The organism is Pontimicrobium sp. IMCC45349 (assembly GCF_047219225.1).
In the GTDB taxonomy this organism is placed as follows: Bacteria; Bacteroidota; Bacteroidia; order Flavobacteriales; family Flavobacteriaceae; genus IMCC45349.
On sequence record NZ_CP178208.1, the window covers coordinates 835,815 to 859,008 of the forward strand.

21 protein-coding genes are annotated in these 23,194 nt (G+C 30.9%); 2 read left to right on the forward strand and 19 right to left on the reverse strand.

Translation table 11 applies throughout. From position 1 onward, the window contains the following. Positions 1–24 precede the first annotated feature (24 nt). On the forward strand, positions 25–867 hold the full coding sequence (locus tag ACLII3_RS03955) for a hypothetical protein (RefSeq protein ID WP_412986643.1): 843 nt from the start codon (positions 25–27) through the stop codon (positions 865–867). Here ACLII3_RS03955 and ACLII3_RS03960 read toward each other — a convergent pair. The 14 genes from ACLII3_RS03960 to ACLII3_RS04025 all read right to left on the reverse strand — a co-directional run bounded on the left by ACLII3_RS03960 (position 853) and on the right by ACLII3_RS04025 (position 15,694). Beyond that, positions 853–1,290: a hypothetical protein gene (locus ACLII3_RS03960; protein WP_412986644.1), complete on the reverse strand. Its 438-nt coding sequence runs from the start codon at positions 1,288–1,290 to the stop codon at positions 853–855. The genes ACLII3_RS03955 and ACLII3_RS03960 overlap by 15 nt on opposite strands. Positions 1,291–1,439: 149 nt before the next feature. Continuing rightward, positions 1,440–1,871, reverse strand: coding sequence for a hypothetical protein (locus ACLII3_RS03965; RefSeq protein WP_412986646.1), 432 nt, complete (start codon positions 1,869–1,871; stop codon positions 1,440–1,442). A 26-nt stretch (positions 1,872–1,897) separates the two neighbouring features. After that, on the reverse strand, positions 1,898–2,656 hold the full coding sequence (locus tag ACLII3_RS03970) for a LytR/AlgR family response regulator transcription factor (protein ID WP_412986648.1): 759 nt from the start codon (positions 2,654–2,656) through the stop codon (positions 1,898–1,900). 6 nt (positions 2,657–2,662) lie between these two features. Next, positions 2,663–3,688 (reverse strand): sensor histidine kinase, encoded by a 1,026-nt coding sequence (locus tag ACLII3_RS03975; protein ID WP_412986650.1) that lies wholly within the window; start codon positions 3,686–3,688, stop codon positions 2,663–2,665. 75 nt (positions 3,689–3,763) lie between these two features. Next, complete coding sequence (locus ACLII3_RS03980) at positions 3,764–4,015, reverse strand: hypothetical protein (protein ID WP_412986652.1); 252 nt, start codon at positions 4,013–4,015, stop codon at positions 3,764–3,766. 936 nt (positions 4,016–4,951) lie between these two features. Continuing rightward, a complete protein-coding gene (locus ACLII3_RS03985; RefSeq protein ID WP_412986653.1) occupies positions 4,952–5,614 on the reverse strand; it encodes a hypothetical protein in 663 nt (220 codons plus the stop codon). A 25-nt stretch (positions 5,615–5,639) separates the two neighbouring features. After that, on the reverse strand, positions 5,640–5,777 hold the full coding sequence (locus tag ACLII3_RS03990; RefSeq protein WP_412986654.1) for a hypothetical protein: 138 nt from the start codon (positions 5,775–5,777) through the stop codon (positions 5,640–5,642). 213 nt (positions 5,778–5,990) lie between these two features. After that, entirely contained in the window at positions 5,991–6,740 is a 750-nt protein-coding gene (locus tag ACLII3_RS03995; RefSeq protein WP_412986655.1) for a hypothetical protein, read from the reverse strand. A 15-nt stretch (positions 6,741–6,755) separates the two neighbouring features. Continuing rightward, positions 6,756–7,430: a DUF6515 family protein gene (locus tag ACLII3_RS04000; RefSeq protein WP_412986657.1), complete on the reverse strand. Its 675-nt coding sequence runs from the start codon at positions 7,428–7,430 to the stop codon at positions 6,756–6,758. Between the two features lie 141 nt (positions 7,431–7,571). Next, positions 7,572–8,438: an acyl-CoA thioesterase gene (locus ACLII3_RS04005; RefSeq protein ID WP_412986659.1), complete on the reverse strand. Its 867-nt coding sequence runs from the start codon at positions 8,436–8,438 to the stop codon at positions 7,572–7,574. Between the two features lie 11 nt (positions 8,439–8,449). Continuing rightward, positions 8,450–9,118, reverse strand: coding sequence for an ion channel (locus ACLII3_RS04010; RefSeq protein ID WP_412986660.1), 669 nt, complete (start codon positions 9,116–9,118; stop codon positions 8,450–8,452). Position 9,119: 1 nt separating this feature from the next. Beyond that, entirely contained in the window at positions 9,120–12,239 is a 3,120-nt protein-coding gene (locus ACLII3_RS04015) for an efflux RND transporter permease subunit (RefSeq protein ID WP_412986662.1), read from the reverse strand. Positions 12,240–12,256: 17 nt separating this feature from the next. Continuing rightward, complete coding sequence (locus ACLII3_RS04020) at positions 12,257–13,342, reverse strand: efflux RND transporter periplasmic adaptor subunit (protein ID WP_412986664.1); 1,086 nt, start codon at positions 13,340–13,342, stop codon at positions 12,257–12,259. Between the two features lie 15 nt (positions 13,343–13,357). Further along, positions 13,358–15,694 (reverse strand): TolC family protein, encoded by a 2,337-nt coding sequence (locus ACLII3_RS04025; RefSeq protein WP_412986666.1) that lies wholly within the window; start codon positions 15,692–15,694, stop codon positions 13,358–13,360. A gap of 127 nt (positions 15,695–15,821) precedes the next feature. On the opposite strand from ACLII3_RS04025, the gene ACLII3_RS04030 reads away from it, so the two are divergent. Beyond that, a complete protein-coding gene (locus ACLII3_RS04030; RefSeq protein WP_412986668.1) occupies positions 15,822–16,844 on the forward strand; it encodes a S1C family serine protease in 1,023 nt (340 codons plus the stop codon). 1 nt (position 16,845) lies between these two features. On the opposite strand, the gene ACLII3_RS04035 is transcribed toward ACLII3_RS04030, so the two are convergent. Genes ACLII3_RS04035 through msrB form a run of 5 tightly spaced genes read right to left on the reverse strand, consistent with a single transcriptional unit; the run spans position 16,846 to position 23,035 of the window. Next, on the reverse strand, positions 16,846–20,541 hold the full coding sequence (locus ACLII3_RS04035) for a metallophosphoesterase (protein ID WP_412986670.1): 3,696 nt from the start codon (positions 20,539–20,541) through the stop codon (positions 16,846–16,848). A 39-nt stretch (positions 20,542–20,580) separates the two neighbouring features. After that, on the reverse strand, positions 20,581–21,804 hold the full coding sequence (locus ACLII3_RS04040; protein WP_412986672.1) for an alpha/beta fold hydrolase: 1,224 nt from the start codon (positions 21,802–21,804) through the stop codon (positions 20,581–20,583). Next, positions 21,791–22,048 carry a glutaredoxin family protein gene (locus tag ACLII3_RS04045; RefSeq protein WP_412986673.1) on the reverse strand — a complete coding sequence of 86 codons (258 nt, stop codon included), beginning with the start codon at positions 22,046–22,048 and terminating at the stop codon, positions 21,791–21,793. The genes ACLII3_RS04040 and ACLII3_RS04045 overlap by 14 nt, the downstream gene beginning before the upstream one ends. Beyond that, positions 22,045–22,584, reverse strand: coding sequence for a peptide-methionine (S)-S-oxide reductase MsrA (msrA, locus tag ACLII3_RS04050; RefSeq protein ID WP_412986675.1), 540 nt, complete (start codon positions 22,582–22,584; stop codon positions 22,045–22,047). The genes ACLII3_RS04045 and msrA overlap by 4 nt, the downstream gene beginning before the upstream one ends. Then, positions 22,577–23,035 carry a peptide-methionine (R)-S-oxide reductase MsrB gene (msrB, locus tag ACLII3_RS04055; protein ID WP_412986676.1) on the reverse strand — a complete coding sequence of 153 codons (459 nt, stop codon included), beginning with the start codon at positions 23,033–23,035 and terminating at the stop codon, positions 22,577–22,579. Before msrB ends, msrA begins: the two co-directional genes overlap by 8 nt. Between the last annotated feature and the right edge of the window lie 159 nt (positions 23,036–23,194).

A 23,194-nucleotide genomic window follows, 5' to 3' on the forward strand; every position in this document is an offset into this window, starting at 1 on the left:
TTAGCATTAATTAAATTGATTTTCTTGAGAACACTTCTTAGTTTTTTAATACTTCTAAACATTAGCTGCAATCCTAGTAACTTAAAAGTTGTTGGTGATTTACCTTCGGAATTAAATGAGGTTTCTGGTATTACAACTATTTCTAACTCTGATCTAATATGGATGGTTAATGATAGTGGAAATAAGCCACGTATATATGGTGTTTCAGAAGATGGAAAGATTAGAAAAGAATTAAAAATAAAAGCTAAAAACAATGATTGGGAAGACTTAGCTTCTGATTCTGATGGTAATATTTATATAGGCGACTTTGGCAACAATTATAGTAAACGAGAAAATTTAGCCATTTTAAAAGTAAGCAAAGATTCTTTAAACGAAAGTGGTAAAATTAATATAGAGCGCATCAGTTTTAGCTATGAAAATCAAACTAAATCCCCTCCTAAAAAGAAAGGTCTATATTTTGATTGCGAAGCTTTTTTCTATCATAAAAACAACTTGTATTTATTTACAAAAAGTAGAGTGAAACATGATTTTGGAAAAACTAGTTTATATAAAATTCCTGCAAAAAAAGGGACTCACATTGCGCAGTTGATTGCAGAATTTAACACCTGTGAAGATATGAGTTGTTGGATTACCTCTGCAGATATTAGTGATGATGGTGAAACTGTAGTTTTATTGACACCTAACTCAATTTGGTCATTTACAGGTTTTGAAGCTGACAATTTCTTTTCTGGAGTTGCTATTAAACATGATTTAGGGTTTGATTCTCAAAAAGAAAGCGTTTGCTTTAAAGATAAACAAACGCTTTATATTGCTGATGAGAAAGCTCATGGTGAAGGAGGAAACCTATACCAATTAAATTTTAACTAAATAGTCTTCTCTCTCCATTTTTAACTTAATGTATTTCATTAAAACTGTTACATTTTCCTCATGAATTTTGTATGATTCCTGAGGTAAAATTTCTTTCATTTTATTATTAAGTTGCACTACCAATTCATCTAATTTCTCAATAACTTCTGTATAAGTATAATCTTTATCCTTATCATCTAGCCTAGTCATTCTTGATGAATACATTGAAAAATAAGACTCGTATTGATTTAGTGTTTCTTCATCTAAATTCATTTTTTGAATTTCTTGATAAAACCACACTTGAATATCCCATTTCTCTTCGTTGGTTAATATTTCAACCTTATTATTTTCTCTTTCCTGTTGTTGAGGTGTTAATGTTTGAGAATTTATAGTTACACCTGTTAACATTAACGTTACTACTAAAAGTGATTTGATTGTTTTCATGATTACTTTGTTTTAATTATACTTCAAAAGTAGCTTTAACACATACTTTTTTAGTTATAAAACAAAGTGAAGCAACCAAAATTACAGGTGAAATAACCTGAAGTAAATCTGAAAAATTTTATCTAAAGAATAAGAACTTTAAACCTTGTTTACTCTTGGCTTAATTTGGCCATTTTTAATTTAATATAATTAAAAAGTGTATTAGTATTTTCTAAGTGCATACTATACTCTTTCTTTGACAAAATGGTTTTCATTCTTTTATTTAGTTTATCAATAAGCTTATCTAACTCAACCATGATTTCATCATATGTATAGCCTTTATCTTTATCATCTAAACGCATCATTCTAGAAGTATATAAAGAATAATAAGCTTCATAAGCTTCTTGCTTGTCTTCATCAAGATTCATTTTTTTAATTTCTTGATTGAACCATATTTGAATATCATTACGCTCATCCATAGTTAACACCTCAACTTTATTCTTTTCTCTCTCTTGTTGCTTAGGAGTTAATGTTTGAGCTGTTGCGATTGTTGTACTTCCTATTAAAAGAGCTGTTAACACTAAAGATTTTAAAATATTCATATCTATGTTTGTTTTAGTTGGTTATTTTAAGAATTAATCCATTTTTTTACTTCAGAGGCTTTAGCTTTACTTACAACTATACGTTCTGATGATGGTGGATTAGTATTAATAATTAGTTTTCCATTAAAGTAAAACTTAATATTTGCAACTGCATTTCTATTAATAATAAATTGTCTATTTACTCTATAGTAAATTTCTGGGTTTAACTCACCTTCAATGTCCTCAAGCTTTTTATCAACAACATACGATTTGTTGTTGAAGGTAATTCCTTTTACAATTCCTGTTTCAATATAAAAGTAAGCAATATCACTAACCTTAATAGGCAACAACTCATCACGATGATGTACTAAATAAGTTGTTTTAAAGCTCTTGTTTTTTGTTTGCAACAATTGCAACATACCTTCTATTTGACTATTTATTGGCTGTTCTTTAGTACTTTGCTTAAACTTATTTACAGCCTCGTCTAACTCTTCTTCATTAATTGGTTTTAATAAATAATCTATACTATTTACTTTAAAAGCTTTTATAGCGTATTGATCATAAGCTGTTGTAAAAATAACTGGAGTTTTAAGTGTTACTTGATCAAAAATTTCAAATGAAATTCCATCGGCTAGGTGAATATCCATAAAAACCAATTCGGCTTCATTAGGCTTTGAAAAATATTCTACAGATGCACTCACTGAATCTAAAACGGTTAGTACTTCAATATTAGCATCAATGCTATTTATTAAATAAATTAAATTTTCGCTAGCAGCTATTTCGTCTTCAACTATTACAACTTTCATATTCTTCTAGATTGTTGGTAATTTTACTCTAAACACTTTGTTATCGTTATTTATACTAATATTTTGCTTCTTTAGTAGTACATATCTCTTATTCAAATTTACTAAACCATTTCCAGTACTATCAACAAATGTCTTTCTTGGTTTAATTTTATTTTCAACTATCAAATTTCCATCTTCATAATACACTTTAACCAATAACGGATTTGATTCTGAAATTTCGTTATGTTTAACCGCATTTTCAACTAATAATTGTAATGCCAGTGAAGGTATTTTTTCATTTAGCACTTCGTCATCAATATCTATTTGAATGTCAAAACGATTTCTATAGCGCGTTTTTATTAAATAAATATAGCTTTCTAAAAACTTAAGCTCTTCTTCAAGTGTTACTAAATCTTCACTTCCACTTTGTAAAATGTAACGATACATAAACGACAACTTATTTACAAAAGTTGTAGCTTCCTTATTACCTCTTACTAATGAATTCAATGAGTTTAATGAATTAAATAAGAAATGAGGATTGATTTGATTTTTTAAAGCTTCTAGCTCATTTTTTAAGCTTTGTTGCTTAAGTAATTCTTTTTCTACTAAATCTTCTTGATGTATAACTTGATACCTAAGTATTCCTGAAATAAACACAAGAATAATTAGTACCACAATGTAAACAAAATACAAAAGGCTTACTTCTTGATTTGTTAGCATTGTATCAACATAAAATTGATATATATATATGAAAGCCTTTACACCATACAATATAATAACAACACTTAAAACTACATTAATTACAGATACTATATACTTAGATAATTTAGAAAAGATGAATTTCCAGTTGGTATAGTATTGCAGTACAATCCAAGAAAACATCGAAAGGAATATAAACCTTACTATAATATCTTTAACTGATGGATGCGTAAACGAGGTTCCTAACTCATCTACAATATTAAATAGTGCTAAAACTCTGGGTAGATTAATTAAGAAAGACACTAAAAGTGCAATGCCTACTATTAATGATTGTTTTATTTTTTTAAATCCCAAGTTGAAAAAGATTTGTTTTAGCTTATATATATACTGTCTATACAAAGTTAAGTCAATTTTAGTTTATAATAATCATTAAACTTGCTCGATAAAGTCTAGCTTTAAACTATAACTACTATTAGCATACATTGTAGAATCTTTGTCTATCTCTAAAACCTGGACATCTAACACTTGAATTGAGTTCTCATGCATATAATTAAAAGCTTGTCCAATATCAACAACATCTTCGCAGTCGTAAGGTTCAAAACCTGGATTGATAGATAATTTATTTAATGTTATTACTCCTACTAACACTCCTGCGGCTCCTGTTAAAATTATTGCTTTCATATATTATTATTTAAAAGATTAAAATTTGCACGACTAACTTATCCTTAAGCCAACCTTTTTATTTTGAAAAAGCGAAACACCTTAATTAACATCCTAGCTATTCAATATTACTATCGCTAATAACATTACAAGCTAAGTCTAATAAAAAAGACTCTCAGCGAACCGAGAGTCTTTAACCAAATCTAACTTAATAATTCGCCTCAATTTAGTTAGATTGGCTCCGCTATTAATCAACCTATTCAAATTTACGCTGTTTTAAAAAGCTTAAAATTGCTTTTTAAACTCAAACGTCTTTATCTACTACTGAAACGACTTTTTTTATACTTAAACCTAAATTAATTCATGCTAAATAGATTCTTTGACAAAAAAAGTAGCCGAAGTGAATCTTAACACTTCGGCTACAACCAAATCAAACTAATCAAATATGAAAAAAAATATATTGTTTCTTATTTACACTTCAAAGATACGCTGCATCTACATGCCATATAGTTACTTTATAGGTGAAACGTCTTTATTTAATACTGAAGTGACTTGCAACTAAACTCAACTTATATATGTCTTAATAACATTATATATTGGCAAAAATCTTTCATAAAAAAAGCAACCGAAGTGAATCTTAACACCTCGGCTGCTACCAAATCAAACTAATCAAATATGAAAAAAAATATATTGTTTCTTATTTACACTTCAAAGATACGCTGCATATACAAGCTATATAGTTACTTTATAGGTGAAACGTCTTTATTTAATACTGAAATGACTTATGATTTAACTAAAACTACTTTGTTAGTTTAGATTGTAAATTACTTAGTTACACCTAACCGTTTCTATATATAAAAAAGCCACCGAAGCATAAATTATATACACTTCGGCAGCAATCAAATCAAACTAATCAATTATGAAATAACTTAACTTAGTTATTACCTTAACAAACAATTACCTTATTAACTCTTTTACAATTTTCTTAGACAAATCTTGCGATGTAGTTCCTAATGTTTGAGGATTATCCAGTACTGAAGTAACTACAGATAACAACTGATTATCTTCAGGGAGTGTTAAATCATACACTAATGTTTCTAGAACATATTTCTTTCCTTTTTCTGTTATAGTACTTGTAGGTTCGTGATCTATATAAATAGTGTTATAATGCCTGTAGAAACCTCTATAAAAACCTCTTCTATAATACACTGGAGATGAGCTCACATAGTAACCAGACGAACCTGTAGTAGTTGTTTTAGTATACTCTTCAATATCTTTAATTACTGTAAGCATAACTACATCTATGTTGTTTTCTATCAACTCCTTTTTTACATTATCTAATTCCTCATTGGTTAACTCTTCATCAAGTTTTATTATGGGAAAGATTTTATAACTTTCAATCGATGTGATATCTTTTTCTTTTAAGCTCTCAACCATATCAATTTCAAATTGCTGTCTAACAACCTCATTGTCGGTCTTACTCATTACCATAATATTTTTATCCTTTAATGATGTTGTTTTAACATCTTTCCATGAGTCTGTAACCTCTACTACTGATGAACAACTAAACATTAACACTCCAAAAGTTAATACGCCTATTATATTTTTTAATTTTCTCATGATTTCTTTTTTTATTAGTTAATAATTAGATGAATAAAATGGATTCTTCATTATAATCGTAAAGTGACTTTACAAGCATTTTAACTTCATCCTTCTCTTCCGATTTAGACTCATATATATTGGCCCAATCCACAATTACTTGATTTTTAAATATTGAATTCATAACTCACTTATTTAGGTTTATCTTTCTTTTCTTACTCAAATTTAGCACCATAAAAGCGAATAATTTAGAGTAAAGTAGGTGAAGCGTACTTTATTAAATGTGAAGTATCTATTATTTTAAATGAAGTGTCAAAAAGCTCTAAAAAGTTTACTTAAAAGACATAAAAAAACCCTTTATTTAAAATAAAGGGTTTTAAAAATATACAATGTTACATTACCATCTTCGCTTCTTTTTAACGTCTTTTTCATTTCTCTCTTCTCTATCATCTTGACGCTCTCTTCTGTCTTCTCTTCGTTCTCTATTATCTTCAGCTAACTCACGTTTAGTTGCAGCAATATCATCTTTTAATGAGTCTCTAAACTCTGTTAATGTTTTTCGTACTAATTGCTTTCTAGCTTTAAAAACTTCTTTTGTTTCATACTCTATTGAAAAACTATAGCTTTTAAAAGATTTTAATAAAGCACTTTGCAGTTTTGCTCTATCTACTTGAGCTTGTAAATCTCTAATATCGTCACGACGATCTCTTTGGTCATCTCTTTTATTAGCTTTATCTCTAGCCATATCTTTTTCATCATCACGCCTATCATATCGTCCTCTTTTAGAGTCTTCACGATTTCTATTAATCTCTCTTCTGTCTGAGCGTACTTCGGCTGAACTTTGAGCCAATTCTCTTTGTGCTTGTTTAGACTTTACTGCACTTTGCTCAACTTCTCTAACCATGTCTTTAATTAGTCTTTCCTTTAACTCATCAACTAGAGCTTGATTATTGTTTGAAACTGCAGTTTCCAATAAGCTAAGTGTTTTCTTAAACGCCTCATATTCTTTAATATCACGTTCTAAGTTCTTTTTACCCTCAACAATCTGTTTTGTGTTTTGAATAGCTTCCTTAGCATTTTGGGCTTTTACATTAATCCCAGAACTCAACATTGCAGCTACTAAAAATAGTTTTAAATAATTTTTCATGATTAATAGTGTTTTTTATTCGTTACTGTCTGTTTTACTATAAACTACTTTGTAAGTGATTTCTCCAGATGAACTTTCTACTTTTTTGTAAAATACATCATTATATTCATATAATACTTTTCCATCGATAGAAATTTCTTCAACATCTTCAGGTAATTCACTTACCTCAACACCTACTGGTGGCGATGTTACTTGATATTTCTCTTCTGAATTATAATCCTCTTCTTTATTTACAACTACTGTTTCTGTATAATATACTCCTGAATGATAAAAGTACACTGATGGCCCAACTACAATTCTCACATATCCTACTGGTAATACTCCAATTCTAAATCCTACTGGAGGCATTACTACAATATATTGATCTCCATAAACTGTATAATAAACTCCTGAATAATAGTAATATGGTAATCCTCTATATAATATTCTTACATGATGTCTTGGTAACGTTCTAATTACTCTACGATGTTTTGGATATCTATAATGAGGGTTTCTTCTTATAGGTTGTGTTCTGTATCTATGAGTTGTTCCTACTTTATTATTAGTAATAACTCTATCATTACCTATACTTCTCTCAGATTTTACACTTCTGTTATTATTATTTCCTCTTTTTTGACCATATACTTGACCAGAAATTAAAAAGGTAACTAACAATAAACTTATACTTAATGTTTGATTAATAATTTTCATGACTAATGGTTTTAATTTGATTTTAAAAACTGCTTTAGTTTTTTTTCATATTCAAATTTACATTAGCATAGCTATTTTTAAATGGTGTTTTAAATTGAAGCCGCTTATTTTAAATGTGAAACGACTTATATAATTAGTGAGTTACTTTTTTATTGGACGCATTAACCCTTCTTGAGCTACCGAAGCTATTAATTCACCTTTTCTTGTATATATATTTCCTCTAGCAAACCCTCGTGCGTTAGAAGCACTTGGAGAATCTAAAGAGTATAATAACCAATCGTTAAAATCAAAATCTCTAAAGTACCACATGGAATGATCTAAACTAGCTGTAATAGTATTTCCCCAATGTGCTTTACTTCCATGCCTTTGTAAAGCCACACTTAAAACATTATAATCAGATATATAAGTAAGTATTTGTTGTTTTGTAGCTAAATCGACTTTATTGTTTTCTCCTTTTAATTTAAACCACACATTTGTATATGGCTCCATATTTTCTGGTTCAAATGGATTAGGAACATCAACTGGCTTAAACATTACTGGTCTAGGAATCTCTAAAAAAGCTTTGGATTTTCGAGGCAAAAACTCACCAAATTGCTCTAACATATCATCCCAACTAGCCAATTCTTCTGGTGGCTTTATATTTTTTATTGCATCTATTTGATGACTGTAGCCATCCTCTATACGTTGAAAAGAAGCTGCTAAAATAAAAATGATTTTACCTTTTTGATGCGCTGTAACTCGTCTTGTAGAAAAACTACCTCCATCCCTAATAATTGCGACATTATAAGTTATTGGTAATTCTAAATCACCAGCTTCTAAAAAGTAAGAATGCATTGAATGTAAAATACGTCCATTAAAAATAGTTCTATAAGCCGCATTAATAGCTTGAGCCAATACTTGGCCACCAAACACATTTGGACTTCCTACGGTTTTACTTATGCCTTTAAACTGATTTTCTTCAACCTTATCAAGCACTAAGACTTTTAATAAATCATTAATTGTTTGCATTAAACTCTCTTTTATTCATTTGAAGAATGTCTTATATATTTTTCTACGACTACAGCTGTGACAATTACAGTATAAAACTGCCCAACAAGACCTATTAAAACTGCCGCCTTTTGAGCAATTGGTGTTACAGGAACAATATCGCCATAACCTATAGTTAACATTGTTATATAACTATAATAGAGTAAGGAGTCTAATTTTTCTACAAAAGGTAATCCTTGAATAAGGAGTCCTTGAAATGAATTTTCTTGAAACAATTCTATTGAGGCAAACATAAAAAATGCAATAAATCCTATAGAAATATAACCACTCATAAGTCCAATAATCACATTTTTATTGACCCTTTTAGCTTTCCATACTTGCTTAATAATACTTACTGCTACAGTTACATAAAACAAAAAGTATACACCAAACCTAACCACAAGGTTATTTTCAAGCGAATTACGTTGAACTATATCAAACCCATGAATAATTAAAGATGTAGTAAAAAATATAATATACATCCAAAACAAAAATTTATGTCTTGCCATTAATAAAATTCCTGCAGCGATATTAACTAAAAATAAAACTGGCATTAATTGCTCTTCAAAAAAAACAATTGGAAAAATTAAAGACCCAAATAGTATTGCTATTTGACTACATAAAAAAAACGTAAACCTATTGCTATAAAGCTTTGCAAGCATCTTATTCCTCTAATAGTTTATCATTAAACTCATATTCTTTGTAACTCACTTTAAATAAAGCACTATATAATGATGGAATGAATAGTAACGTGATAATTGTTCCAAATAATAATCCAACCATAATACTTATTGCCATTCCTTCCCACATTTCACCTCCAGATATATATAATGGTATTAAGCCTAAAACGGTTGTAAAAGTTGCTAATAATATAGGTCTAAAACGTTGTAAACACGCTGCTATCACAGCGTCTTGTTCGCTTCTTCCTAAATCGTTCTGTTCTATCTCCATACGATCTATAAGTACGATAGCATTATTAATGACAATTCCTGCTAATGAAATCACTCCTAAAAATGGCATAAATCCAAAAGCTTCATCAAAAACTAACAATCCAATAACCACTCCAATAATTCCTAACGGAATAGTTAACACAACCATTCCCATTTTTCTAAAAGAGTTAAACTGAATTATTAATAAAAGAACAATAATAAAACCAGAAATTGGTAAATAACTAATAATTGGCCCCATGTTCTCAGAGGTTTGTTTTGCATCACCACCAAATTCATAGCGATAACCAGATGGCCAGTTTTTAATTTGCTCGTTCAACCAAGGTGTTATTTCTGCTGTAATAGCGGATGCATTCCCATTGTCTCGCAACTCACTTGTTACATTAATAGTTCGACGTAAATCATAGCGCTTGATTTTTGCATATTGCCATTCAGGAACAATATCAGCTACCTGTAATAAAGGCACACTTTGCCCACTATTTTGAGAATAAACATTTAAGGTCTCTAATGACGCTAAAGATTGCTGCTGATTATTATCACTACGCATTAATATTGGAATAGACTTATCTTCTTCGCGATACTCACCTGTTTGAAATCCATCTAAAACTGTTTGTAATGATGTTGCAATATCCTGACTTGTAATTCCTGCTGACTGAGCTCTATTTTGATCAATCTCAATTAAGAATTTTTTACTTTTTGGTCCCCAATCATCTTTTACATTTTTTGTTCCAGTAATACTTGACAATTTTAACTTAATAGATTCTGAAATAGCAGACAATTGATCTGGATCTTTACCTGACACCTTAATTTCTATAGGTGTTCCACTTCCTCCAGAACCTAAAGCGCCTACTTTTATATCAGCATTTGGAAAGCTATTAAAAGCAAAGCGATCCAATTGATTAATCATAGATTTATTTTCATTAAAAGAAGTCGTATTCACTAAAATATGAGCATAATTACTGTTGGCCTCATCTGGAGAATATCCAAGATCATAAGACTCTGGTCCTTGACCTATATAAGATGACCAATCTACAATTCCAAGGTTACGCTTATCGCTAACCTGTAATGAATCAGCCATATATTGCTCTATTTGCTGTACTACTTCTGTAGTACGTTCTATTTTATTTCCTTCAGGTAAATTGATATCAATGGTAACCATATTTCTATCACTATCTGGGAAAAAGACAAATGATATATAACCAAATCCATAGATAGAAATAATAAATGCTATAAATATCCCAACAATAACTTTATACTTATTTCTTAGAGCTATTAGTATTAAATCTTTATAACCAACTTTCAACCCATTAATGACTTTATCAATTAGGGTTGGTTGTTTTGTCCCCTTTGGCTCCACCTTAAGAAACATATAGCAGAACATGGTAATTACGGTTAAGGCAATAATCCAAGATGACAATAAGGCGATTGTAATCACTACAAATATTGGCCCTACAATATCACCCATTGTGGTTGGTGATAAATAGAATGCTAAAAATGCAGCTGAAGTAGTCAAGGTTGAAATTAATAAAGGCATCCATAATTCAGAAAAAGCATCAACAGCTGCTTTTTTCTTTTCAACACCTTGCTCGAGTTTTACCATAATGGTTTCTGCTACCACAATAGCGTTATCCACAAGCATTCCTAGTGCCATAATTAATGCTGCTAAGGTTACCTGATTTAATCCCATTTTAATGAGTCCCATAATCATTAACGTCATGATCATTACTATTGGAATTAAACTAGCAATTACAAAACCTGTTCTAAACCCTAAAAAGAGAAGCATTACCAACAATACAATAACAATGGACTGCATTAAATTATTGATAAAATCATTGACCTTAAAATCAATATATGTGTCTAATGAAGATACTCTTGTAAGTTCTAAACCAACAGGTAAAATTTGTTTCCATTGATCAACCACTTTGTTTACCTCTTCTCCTAAGGCTATAACATTAGCATCCTCTTTTAAGTTAACATGAATAGATATAGCGTCTTTACCATTGATTCGTACTTTTTGAGTTGGAGGATCGATGTACCCTTTTACTACATTGGTAATATCTCCTAATTTAACGAGTTGTGTGCCATTACTATTTCCAACAGAAATCAACATATTTTTAATATCCTCAATAGAATTAAAATTCCCTGTTGGTTCCAGAATAATACGTTCATCACCAAGATTAACCTGTCCACCAGAATTTAAAATATTTGTTGCACTAATAGTTTGCTGTAATTTTGAAGCAGATAAACCATACTCTTTCAGTTGAGTGTTATCAAACTCAACAAATACGCGTTCTTCTTGTACTCCTCCAAGTTCTACCTTTGCTGCATCTGGTAGTTTTATCAATTCGTCTTTAATATCATCGGCATAGTCTTTCATTTCAGCATAGCTATAACCATCGGAAGTCAAGCCTACAACAATACCATACACATCTCCAATACCATCATCATTTAAAGATGGATTAACTCCTTGAGGTAAACCTTGAATCATATTTAGTTTACGTCTTAATCGATCCCAAACAGCCTGCATTTTTTCGGGAGGCACCTCATCTTTTAAGGATACACTCACTACCGATAATCCTGTTCTCGAGGTACTATTAACTTCTTTTAATTCTGGTAATTCTTGTGCTATTTTTTCAATTTTATCCGTCACCAGTTGTTCTACTCGTTCTGGTCCTGCTCCTGGAAATTGAGACACTACAGTAGCAACTCTAACAGTATACGGAGGCATACTATCTCTAGATAGCCCAAAGTACATTACAATTCCCATTACAATAATGGTAATTAATACCATAAACGTAATGCGATTCTTATCTATAGAAAATTGTGCGAGATTCATGCAAATAGTGTTTTAAGTTATTGAAGCTTTACTTCTTGTCCATCTAATAAAGTCTGTAATCCAGCAGTTGCAATCTTTTGACCTACTGTTAACCCAGACTTCACTTCAAAACCTTCTGCGGTTAAATTTCCAATTGATATTTGTTGCTTCTTAACTTTACTAATATCACCCTCATCCTCTACTACAAACACAAAACGTCCGTTACTATCTTCTCCAACAGCATGTGTTGGCACTACTAAAATTGAGTTATCATTTTTATGATCACCAAAATCAAAAATCACATTGGCAGCCATACCACTTTTAATAGCTTCTGTTGGATTTGATACTGTAACACGTACTGGATAAGTTGCAGTATTGACATCTACTGCTGGCGCTACTTCAGTAACTATACCTTTAAAATTAGTATCAGCTATAGAAGAAAATGAAATATTTACTTCCATATTTTGCTTCACATAATTAATCACACTTTCTGGTAAACCTAAACTAATCTCCATATCTCCACTCACGTTAAGAACTGCTACAACTTGACCTGCTGAAACATTCTCATTGACTTCGGTAGAAATTGAAGCAATAGTCCCATTATTTGGTGCATATAAAAAACCATAACTAATTTGATCTTGCTGAATTGCTACAGTTCGTTTTGCAGATTCATGACTTGCTTGGGCTGTTCTATATGAATTCTTTGCTGCTTCATAATCACTTAAAGAAGTACTTCCTTTTTCATATAATGAACGAATACGATCTAAACTAGATTTAGCCGTATTCATTTGAGAAGCTGCACTATTTAAAGACGATACTGCATTTTCATAATTCAATCGAGATTGTACATTATCAAGTTTTGCTAAAAGCTGTCCCTTAGATACTTTTTGCCCTAACTTAATATCAAACAGGGTAAGAATACCACCACTTCTAAAACTTAAATTAATAATTTCATCGGTTCGAGAAGTCCCACTAAAACTTCTAATTTTTTCACCTCCTAAAAAACCTACTTCTTGATATTTTACAGGACGAACAAACTTCTCTACTTTCTTTTCCTCTTCACCACAAGCGGTCAACAATAAAAGAAATCCTAGAGTAATATTTAATTTGAATATATATTTCATGATAGTAGTATTTTATTAATTATTAGTGAGTAAAAATGCGTTAAATCGTCTGATAAAATCTTGATTTTCTGCTTCAGTATTTAACAGAAAGAATTGTCCTAAATAACGTTCTAGTTGCATAGAACTTAACAAATAATTATATGTTGCATTAGCTTTTGACTGTTGTGCTTGTAAATAGTTGCGTTGAGCGTCTATCAACTGAACAATTGGTACAGCTCCATTGGAATAAGATACTTGAACTAGATCTAAACTTTCTTTAGCAGTACGTTCAGAAATCTTAGATAATTCGATATTGGCAATTTGATTAATAATATCGAGTACAGCTTCATTGATGTTTCGTTCGATATTCAATTCAAAATTATCCTTATTGATATCTAGTTGCTCTTTTTGAATCTCAGCAATTTGCTTATTGATATTTTGCTTGTTTTGCTTAAAAATAGGAATTGACAAATTTAAAGCTAGATTATAATTATCATCTAATGCAGGTTCAGGAATACTTCCCTTTCCCCATTGATTGAAATCTCTATTATATTGTCCCTGAAGCGCTAAAGTTGGGACAAAACGTCCAGAACTATTTAGTTTTAAAGTACGCTCAGTTGCTTTTAAATTATAATCTAAAGCTGCGATTTCTGGAGAATTCTGTTTCGCTTCTTGTACTAAGAAATTCACAAACTGCTTTCGTAATGAAGGGTCGTCAATCAACTCGCCTAATTGTTCATAATTATAATTTTCAAAAATACCTTTGGACAACTCAGCTTCATCAACATCCAACTTAAAATTTATTGGATTATTTAAAACAGCATTTAAAGCAAAACGTGCCTGATCTAATTGATTTACAGCTTCCACAAAGGCTTGTGTATTTTGAGCTAATTCACTTCGAAAACGTAAAACATCCATTTTACCAGCTTCTCCAGCATCATAGTTTTGCTGTGCTATTTCTAAATTACGTTTAGTTACTTCTAGATTTTCAGATTGTATTAATGTATTTGCTTTTAAAATAAGCGTATTGAAATATGCTGTCGAAGCATTCAAAACAGCATCCAATTCTGCAGCGTTATAGTTTTCTTGCTCTGCCTTTTGTAAATGACTTTGAATCTTAATATTTGCTGTAGCTGCCTCAGAATATAAGGTTTGTGTTAAACTTATATTACCGCTAGTTCTATACTCTGGATTTTGACCACCAGAAATTTCGGCTAAATCAGGATCAAGGTATGTTCCTGTAGCAGAAGCAGAAAGCTCAGGCAAGTAATTGCTTTTAGCATCTTTAACATCTTGTTCTTTTAAAGCTACTTTTTGTTTTTCAGATTGCAAAGACAGATTATTATTCACCGTCTGGTTAATAACTTCTAAGAGGTTATACTTTTTCTCAGCTACTACTTTTTTATAATCTCCAACAAAATTTGTTGTTGCTATTAAGCTATATCTAATTGGCACACCTACTTGTTCAGCAGTATTATAGTTTATTGTCAATTTGTTATTATAGTCTATATAAACTGATAATTCTGAAGCATCTACACCATTAACAATTGCTTCTACATTTAAAGCTATTCTTCTAAAAAAACGACTTAAATTTTCTTCCGATTGATTTGTAGCCATTAGCCCTTTTGCTACATCATCTACATGTGTAGCTGTAAATGACGGTAAATTATTCTCTATAAAAAAGTTAGATAAGTCTTCTATTTCAGAGTCATTAAGAAAAAACCCTCCAGCCATATAAACAGCATCAACACCTTGTAAATTACTTTTTATGTCGTCAATATTTTGAAAAGGAATAAGCTTATAAGAAGCATTAAGCGCTGCTACCTCCTTGTCTAAAGTAGCTTCAATAGATACTAAATCGGGAAGAAAATCTTCAACCAAAACTGCTACATTTTTAAAGTCAACAATCTCTTTAAATGTTTTTAAATCTCTAGAGTAAGATTGAGATGTTACTAAAAAATTAAAGTTATGTATTCCTGAAGTTGTTCGTGTTTTATCAATTTTTATGACATCACTATTTACAGCTCCAAATAATATTGTAGGCTTTACATGTTCCTCTTGCTGCCCTACAATTACATTACTAATGGTTCCAAAAGCCAATATTATATCTGCCTTACCTTCAATTAAACTATTATAATTAGCTCTTACTTTTTGAACATCGAAATTATTTGTTGTTTTATTATAAGGCAAAAAAACTATAGTAGCATCTTCGCCAACTACAGCTTTAATTTCGTTTTGCATTTCTAAAATAATAGGCTCTACCTCAGAAGAAAGATTGTCAATTAACAATCCAATATGGTAAGTAGGTTTGTTTTGAGCAAGCAAAATGCCATTTAACAAAACTACAATGAGAAAAAGATATGCTCTTTTCATATATAAACTTATTTATCTCAAATATAATTAAAAGCTACGCTTAAATATAAAGCACCTAAGTGTTTTTATTTGGGTTTACTAGAATTAGTTGTGTAATTTTGTAATGTAACAGTTACTTTTTTCATATATGAACTCAAATAAAATCATATCTACTATAGCATTAATATTATGTGTTTTTTCAATTAACGCTCAAGATTTATCTAGCATTTACAGCAAAGTAAATCCTGCGGTTGTAGTTATTTACACTCAAGAAAACTCAATAGTTACTAATGGCAATAACGAATCTACACAAGTGACTACTAATAATTTAGGGTCTGGTTTTTTAATTTCTAGAGACTTAATTGTAACTGCTGCACATGTGGTTAAAGTTCCTGAAAGTTTAAAAGTGCTTTTTGTAGACAATGAAGTTATTAATGCTAAAGTTATTTCAACTTATCAAAGTGCTGATATTGCACTTATAAAACTTGAGCATCCTAAAATAAATCCAACTACTGTAACTTTTGGAGACTCAGACTCCGTTAAAGTAGGTCAGCAGGTTTTTGTTGTTGGTGCTCCTTTTGGCATAGATCATTCTTTATCGTCAGGTTATGTTAGTGGTTTTAAAAGACAATCTATGGGCAAAAACCCTTTTACAACAGTAGATTTTATTCAAACTGATGCTGCTATTAATCAGGGCAATTCTGGTGGACCAATGTTTAATCTTGATGGAGAAGTTATAGGAATTGTAAGTCATATAGCTACTAAAACTGGTGGCTTCCAAGGCATTGGATATGCCTGTAGTTCTAATTTAGCATCCTATTTATTATTAAATAACAAAATGCCTTGGCTTGGTGGAGAATTACATCCTTTATCACCCGAAGAAACAGCCATATTAAATGTACCTCAAAAAAGCGGTTTACTTGTGCAGCGTGTAGCTTCAGGATCTATTTTTGATAAAATGGGTGTTAAAGGAGGTACTACTGAAGCCATTATAAAAAACAGAAAACTCATACTAGGAGGCGACATTATTTTAACTTTTAACAATGTAACTTTTGAAGTCACAGATCAGTCATTAATTGACATTGCTAATGTTGCAAAAGACATAACAAAAGACTCTAATTTTCAAATTACGGTTTTAAGAAATGGTAGAGTTATAACCTTAAAATATTAAACTAGAATCCAAATCCGATTCTAAAAGCTAAACGGAGTCCATCATTACTATTGAATGCAGATATGTTACCTGTCATCATATCTGCTGCATTAAAGAACACACCTCCTCCAACGGAATTATTCCATTTATCAGAGTCTTCACCATCAACCCAAACACGCCCATAGTCTACACCACCATAAATACCAATATTAAGCGGTAACAATCCTGTTTTTAGTTTTCTCAAGTTTAGTCTAATATCTGTATTTTGGTAAAACGCATTCTTTCCAGTAAATCTATTATTTCTATAACCACGAAGTCCATCACTAGCTCCTAATGATGCTGCTTGATAAAATTCAAAATCATCACCTAAAGTTACATGACCTTTTACTTTGGTAGCCAACACTAATTGTCCGTTTGAGGATAGTTTATAATCAAAAGCTAACGATGGAATGATGTAGCCAAAGTTATTAGAGTCTTTCAAATTAGTTTTATAACCAACCTCTAAATTGGCTTCCATCCCTAAGGTTGGGAAGGCTTCATTATCAACATTTCTAAAATTATAAATTGCATCAACTCCAGCATAGGTTTCTTCTTTTTCTTCACCATTTTCAACATAAAAAGTATTTATAAACCTATCCTTAGTATCTTCTACTTCTATAAACTCATAATTCACTCCAACTCTAAAACTAGCGCCTAAGTCTCCTCTCCAAATTAATGAAGGTGCTAATCTATGCGTACTTAACTTTACACGATTATAATCCATATCGTAAGTATCTTCATCTTCAACATTAGGATTTATAGTTTCGTTTCCATAGCCAAAAAAGTTAATGCTATAATTAGGACTTGTAAAGTCTGCTTCAACACCTAAATTCCAAGTTCCAACAACATTTGCTATTTCTCCTAAATAATTAAAATCATAACCATTTGTTGCAAAATAGTAAGAAGCTGAGAAGGTATGTTGTGCAGAAAAAGGATTTCTTTCAAAACCATATCTTGTATAAGTATCTACAAACCCTATTTTTAAACCATCGTCAGGATTGCTCCCTATTACAGGTATTAGCATATTAGAATTGTATTTTGGTTTTTTATAATCATAAATATTTACATCGTAATTATCGGTTAATTTCTTTTGTCCTTTAGAAGTTATAAACTCACTCTTCTTTGACTTATAATCATAAACCTTCACTTTACTACCATTTTCAATATTGTAAGTATCCTTGTTTTGACCTCCAACAATACGTACTTTTATTAACTCGGTACCATCTCCAAAAACTTTAAATACATCATCATCATCTAAACCATAAATCCAAATTTCTTTTGTACTTGCTTTAGTATATTCTCTTTCATGAAACTTCTCTCCCTTTTCCCCTTTTTGAATTCTATACCCTGTTACTTTAGTAGTGTTATTTATACGCTCAATTTCAAATAAATCGTCTTTATCTGTTCCTTTAACAACAGCATATTTATTTACATTTTTAAAATATGAATCTGCAATTTTTTGAAGATTAGCTCTCCTTCCTTTTAACTTGTTTTTTATAATATTAACCGTTTCATCTGAAACTTCTTCTGGAAAAAATGTAAAAGCTTCATCAATCACCTCATTGGTTAAGTTGGTTGTAATATGCACTACTTGCTCATCCCAATCTGTTTTTGTTGCTTGATTTATTAAGGCTACATCTAAAGGATAAGGCTCTAAATTAAACCACTTTGGGCTTTTAAGTTCTTGATCATAAGATTTCATCAGTCTTAAATCTGGAATTACACTTGTAGCAAATTTTAACAATGAACCATCTGCCATAATAGAATATGCTTGGTCTCTATCTCTAGGCATTGGTCTATAAATTGTTTTTCCATTTTCTTTAAACTTAGCCCAACGCCATTGGTCTTCATGTCTATCCCAATCGCCAATAAGCATATCAAACAACCTAGCCCTTACATAAGCTTGTTCATCAAGAATATTATCTTCATCCTTACGTAACTCCTTTAACATGTCGTGAGTGCTTATAAGTTCATTTGAAAACCCAAAACTTGCTTTCTCACCATGTCCATCAGCAGCACGCTCTTCTATCATATACAGCTCATCACCAAACTCATTATTATAAACGCCTAAAGCATTTTGTTTAGGTATATAATACAGAACTGGATTTGTATGCATAACACCTACCGCATCAGCAAGTGTAGCAATTGTAAATGGTGCATAAGGATGTGATCCAGTAAATACATCTAGAAGTAAATCTTCGGTATAAGTATCATCAAATTGCCCTTTAATATACTGATCTTTAAATGCCACTGCTTGCAAATATTGCACAGCATTTTTACGTAATGCACGCATTACATACTCTCTTCCATCTGTATCTTCTAATCTTAATGATTTAGATTGATTACCACCTCCTTTTCTAACTGGTTTTAAACCTCCAAATAAAGTATCTAAATTAACAGTTGGGGCAGATACATTTGTACCAAAATATTTTCGATAACGTTCACCCCAAAACTTTTTATAACTCTTACTTTTATTCGTTTCTTCTTCAGAATATATAGATGCAGTTACTTCACTAGGAAAATCTTCTGGATAATCTTTAAGCTCTTCAACAGGATTAGGCTTTAAGACCTGAGTTTCAAAAACTAATTTCTCTGTTCCTGCTTCATAAAAACGAACATATGATGATCCATCTTTAAATACATCTAACCTAGCATATCCTTGAGTTCCATAAGAAAACTGACCACCATCAACATTTCTAGTTGGATTGGTTTTTGAGCCAGAACCACTAATAATTTGTGGTAAATTGTCTTCTACTATATATTGTAAATTATGGTCATGTCCAGATACAAAAATTACATTCTCATTTTCTTGAGATAGGGTAACCATACGCTTTTGAAACTCTCTATATTTCTTATTTTGATTATCTGTTGTAGAAACACCTCCTGTTTTTCTAATAAATGTTGCTAACGACCCTAAAACAGGTAAAGGCACTTTTCCTCCAGTTGGAAATAAATGTTGTTCCATTCCATATTGTCCTCCATGAGTTCCATTAGTAAACATAGGATGATGTAATGCTACAATCGTAGTTTTGCTTCTGTTCTTCTTTAATAAACTCTCATACTCATCAAAAAACTGCACTCTTGTTTTAAACTCACAATCATCATTAATTGTTGGATGCTTATCCCAATCTGCAAGATACCATTGCGAATCGATAATTATTAAAACTATATTATCTGAAATGTTTACCTTTTTTATTGGGCATCCGTTTTCAGGTAAAAAGGTATTTTTACCTAACTTGTCTTCAATATACTTTTCTTGCCTCTTTAAACCTTCTAATCCATCACTATACCAATCATGATTCCCTGGTATAAAAATTGTTCTTCCCTTAAAATCCTTTGCAGCTTCTGTTTGCACATTTAATTGATGTTCTGCAAAAGCTCGCCCATCATTTTTTTTATCAGGCATTCCAGATGGATAAATATTATCCCCTAAAAACAAAGCTGTACTATTTTTTGAAGCATTTGTAAGCTCTGATTGAAAATCAATTAATGCTTTTGTTTTTGTGCCTATTGGCGAATTACCTCCATCACCAATTAGATAAAATGAATGCTCAATTTCTGCTTCTTGTGGAAAAGTTTTATCCTTTTCTTCATTTTTATATTGAGCCTTATATGTAGCACAAGCATTTAATATTAAAAGCGATATAACTAGAAGAACAATATTATTCTTGAATTTCATATAGATAATTTTACTTGATATAAAGGTAATAATAACTCTTTAATCCTCTAACACTATTGTATCAAAAGCAACATTACTAGCTAATGTTTTATGTACTGGACATTTAGAAGCAATTTCTTTTAAACGTTGTTTTTGTTTATCATCTAAGTTACCAATAAACTTTAGCTTTTTATTCATATGGTCTAAATATGTTGGCTTTTCTACATCTATATCCAAATCGTCACTATGTTTTCTTGAATGTGTAACGTATACAAACACTTCCTTTAAGTCCCAATTTTTTCGCTCTGCGTACATTTTTAAAGTCATAGCAGTACAAGCTACCAAACTAGCACTCAAGTATTCGTAAGGAGAAGCACCAAAATCATCACCTCCTATAGTTATTGGCTCATCTGCAATAAATTGATGCTTTTTTGTTTGAATTGAGGTAGTAAAATTATCTTCTTTTAATTTTAAATGTCCAACAACTTGTTCTCCTTTTACATCTAACGATTGATGATCCTTAGGTTCAAAATAATGTTTTGTCCAAGTTCCAATTACACTCCCAACATAAATACTATCCTTAGCATTTGTTAATAAATGATCTGCATTATCCAATGTTATAAAGCTTTTTGGATGATGTGCGCTGTGATATATTTGTTCTGCATTATTGATTCCTACTATAGTATCTATTGGAGAATGTAAAATCAATAATGGCTTTCTTAACTTTTTAACTATTGAAGGCAAATCGGTTTTACTAAAATCTTCAATAAATTCCCTATCAATATTAAACGGCCTCCCACCTATATCAATTTTGGTATGCCCTTCTTTTTTTAACTGACTAGATTCATAAGTAAATAAATGTTTAACATGAGTTACAGTTGCAGGCGCTCCAATTGTAGCAACTGCCTTTACATCTTCTAATTTTGACGCAGCAGTTAAAACTGCTGCACCACCTAATGAATGCCCAACTAGTAGTGAAGGTGCTTCATAGTGAGTTGCCATATAATTGCTAACTGTTATTAAATCTTCAACATTTGCTGAAAAATGACTATCTGCAAATTCACCCTCACTACGACCTAATCCAGTAAAATCAAAACGCACAACTCCAAATCCATAATTAGTTAACGCTCTACTTATATTTCTTACTGCGCTAAGTGAACTAGAACATGTAAAACAATGAGCAAAAACAGCATAGTGTTCTGGTTTTTGATTTGCTGGCAATTCCAAGTAAGCTTGTAACTTCAAGCCATTTTTTTTCTTAATGTTAAGCTTAGTGTTTTTCATTATACTTTAATTTATTCAACCATTTCTTTAAATCCTTGTCTGATGGATTTCTAAGTTTTTTGTTATCAATAGTAATTGTTGGAAAATTAAGCTTCCCATTTTCATACAAAGCTCTTAATTCAATAGCAGCATTTTCATCTAGTTCAACATCAAGAAGCACGTAACCTAAATTACGTGCCTCCAAAAATGCTTTATAGTATTGTGTTTTATGGCAGCGTTCTGCTCCATATAATTTAATTATCATGACTTTAATTTATCGGCGTGTAACTGACGTAATTTTGTTAGCTTAGGTGTTATAACAAAATTGCAATATCCATAATCTTGATTGTTTTTATAAAAATCTTGATGCTCTTTTTCTGCTTCATAAAAAACATCTAATGGACTAATTTCTGTTACTATTGGATTATCAAAGTAAGATGCTAATTTACTCAAGACTGTCTCAGCAATTTCTTTTTGAATTTCATCATGATAATAAATTACTGATCGATATTGAGTACCAACATCTGCTCCTTGTCTATTTAAAGTGGTTGGGTCATGAGTTGTCATAAAAATGACCAAAATGTCTTCATATGAAATAATATTAGCATCATAAGTAATTTGTATTACTTCTGCATGACCAGTTAAACCTGAGCAAATTTCTCTATAAGTAGGGTGTCCAGGAACATTACCTCCAGAATATCCTGAAACTACTTCTTGCACTCCTTTCACTTCTTGAAAAACAGCTTCTGTACACCAAAAACAACCACCTCCTACTGTAGCTAACTTTAAGTCTTTACTCATTATTAGCCTCCTTTTCTAATAGCATAGACTCTGAATTAACACAATAACGTAAACCACTAGGTTCTGGGCCATCAGGAAATACATGTCCTAAATGCGCATCGCAAGTATTACACATTACCTCAACTCTTACCATACCATAAGAAGTATCACGCTCATATTTAATAGCATTCTCTTTTATAGGCTGAGTAAAACTTGGCCAACCTGTTCCTGAGCTAAACTTTATTGTAGAATCAAATAAAGGAGCATTACAACAAACACAATTATATTTTCCTTCATCATAGATAGTACATAAATCTCCACTATGTGGTCGTTCGGTTCCTTTTAGTCTTGTAATTCTAAATTGTTCTGAAGTAAGTTGAGATTTCCATTCAGTTTCTGTTTTTTCTATTCTTTTATCTGGAGTTAGATTTCCATTAACAGAAAAATTTATTATATCTTTCCAAGTAAGCATATTATTGGTTCCTTTCTTTGTTAATTAATATTATATGCTTTGACTAAGCATAGGTCGAAAAAAGGGTTTATTACTTACAAATTGCCTATTTTGCAACAATGAAAGTTATACTATAATTTACGACCAAATAATACGTTGTTGAATATAACTAAAGTTTAG

What these genes read in the sequence shown, in the direction of transcription:
- ACLII3_RS03965 (WP_412986646.1), bottom strand. Translation starts at nt 1,871, where the DNA reads ATGAATATTTTAAAATCTTTAGTGTTAACAGCTCTTTTAATAGGAAGT.
- ACLII3_RS04030 (WP_412986668.1), top strand. Translation starts at nt 15,822, where the DNA reads ATGAACTCAAATAAAATCATATCTACTATAGCATTAATATTATGTGTT.
- ACLII3_RS04010 (WP_412986660.1), bottom strand. Translation starts at nt 9,118, where the DNA reads ATGCTTGCAAAGCTTTATAGCAATAGGTTTACGTTTTTTTTATGTAGT.
- ACLII3_RS04000 (WP_412986657.1), bottom strand. Translation starts at nt 7,430, where the DNA reads ATGAAAATTATTAATCAAACATTAAGTATAAGTTTATTGTTAGTTACC.
- ACLII3_RS03970 (WP_412986648.1), bottom strand. Translation starts at nt 2,656, where the DNA reads ATGAAAGTTGTAATAGTTGAAGACGAAATAGCTGCTAGCGAAAATTTA.
- msrA (WP_412986675.1), bottom strand. Translation starts at nt 22,584, where the DNA reads ATGAGTAAAGACTTAAAGTTAGCTACAGTAGGAGGTGGTTGTTTTTGG.
- ACLII3_RS03990 (WP_412986654.1), bottom strand. Translation starts at nt 5,777, where the DNA reads ATGAATTCAATATTTAAAAATCAAGTAATTGTGGATTGGGCCAATATA.
- ACLII3_RS04025 (WP_412986666.1), bottom strand. Translation starts at nt 15,694, where the DNA reads ATGAAAAGAGCATATCTTTTTCTCATTGTAGTTTTGTTAAATGGCATT.
- ACLII3_RS03995 (WP_412986655.1), bottom strand. Translation starts at nt 6,740, where the DNA reads ATGAAAAATTATTTAAAACTATTTTTAGTAGCTGCAATGTTGAGTTCT.
- msrB (WP_412986676.1), bottom strand. Translation starts at nt 23,035, where the DNA reads ATGCTTACTTGGAAAGATATAATAAATTTTTCTGTTAATGGAAATCTA.
- ACLII3_RS04020 (WP_412986664.1), bottom strand. Translation starts at nt 13,342, where the DNA reads ATGAAATATATATTCAAATTAAATATTACTCTAGGATTTCTTTTATTG.
- ACLII3_RS03985 (WP_412986653.1), bottom strand. Translation starts at nt 5,614, where the DNA reads ATGAGAAAATTAAAAAATATAATAGGCGTATTAACTTTTGGAGTGTTA.
- ACLII3_RS04040 (WP_412986672.1), bottom strand. Translation starts at nt 21,804, where the DNA reads ATGAAAAACACTAAGCTTAACATTAAGAAAAAAAATGGCTTGAAGTTA.
- ACLII3_RS04045 (WP_412986673.1), bottom strand. Translation starts at nt 22,048, where the DNA reads ATGATAATTAAATTATATGGAGCAGAACGCTGCCATAAAACACAATAC.
- ACLII3_RS03980 (WP_412986652.1), bottom strand. Translation starts at nt 4,015, where the DNA reads ATGAAAGCAATAATTTTAACAGGAGCCGCAGGAGTGTTAGTAGGAGTA.
- ACLII3_RS04035 (WP_412986670.1), bottom strand. Translation starts at nt 20,541, where the DNA reads ATGAAATTCAAGAATAATATTGTTCTTCTAGTTATATCGCTTTTAATA.
- ACLII3_RS03960 (WP_412986644.1), bottom strand. Translation starts at nt 1,290, where the DNA reads ATGAAAACAATCAAATCACTTTTAGTAGTAACGTTAATGTTAACAGGT.
- ACLII3_RS04005 (WP_412986659.1), bottom strand. Translation starts at nt 8,438, where the DNA reads ATGCAAACAATTAATGATTTATTAAAAGTCTTAGTGCTTGATAAGGTT.
- ACLII3_RS04015 (WP_412986662.1), bottom strand. Translation starts at nt 12,239, where the DNA reads ATGAATCTCGCACAATTTTCTATAGATAAGAATCGCATTACGTTTATG.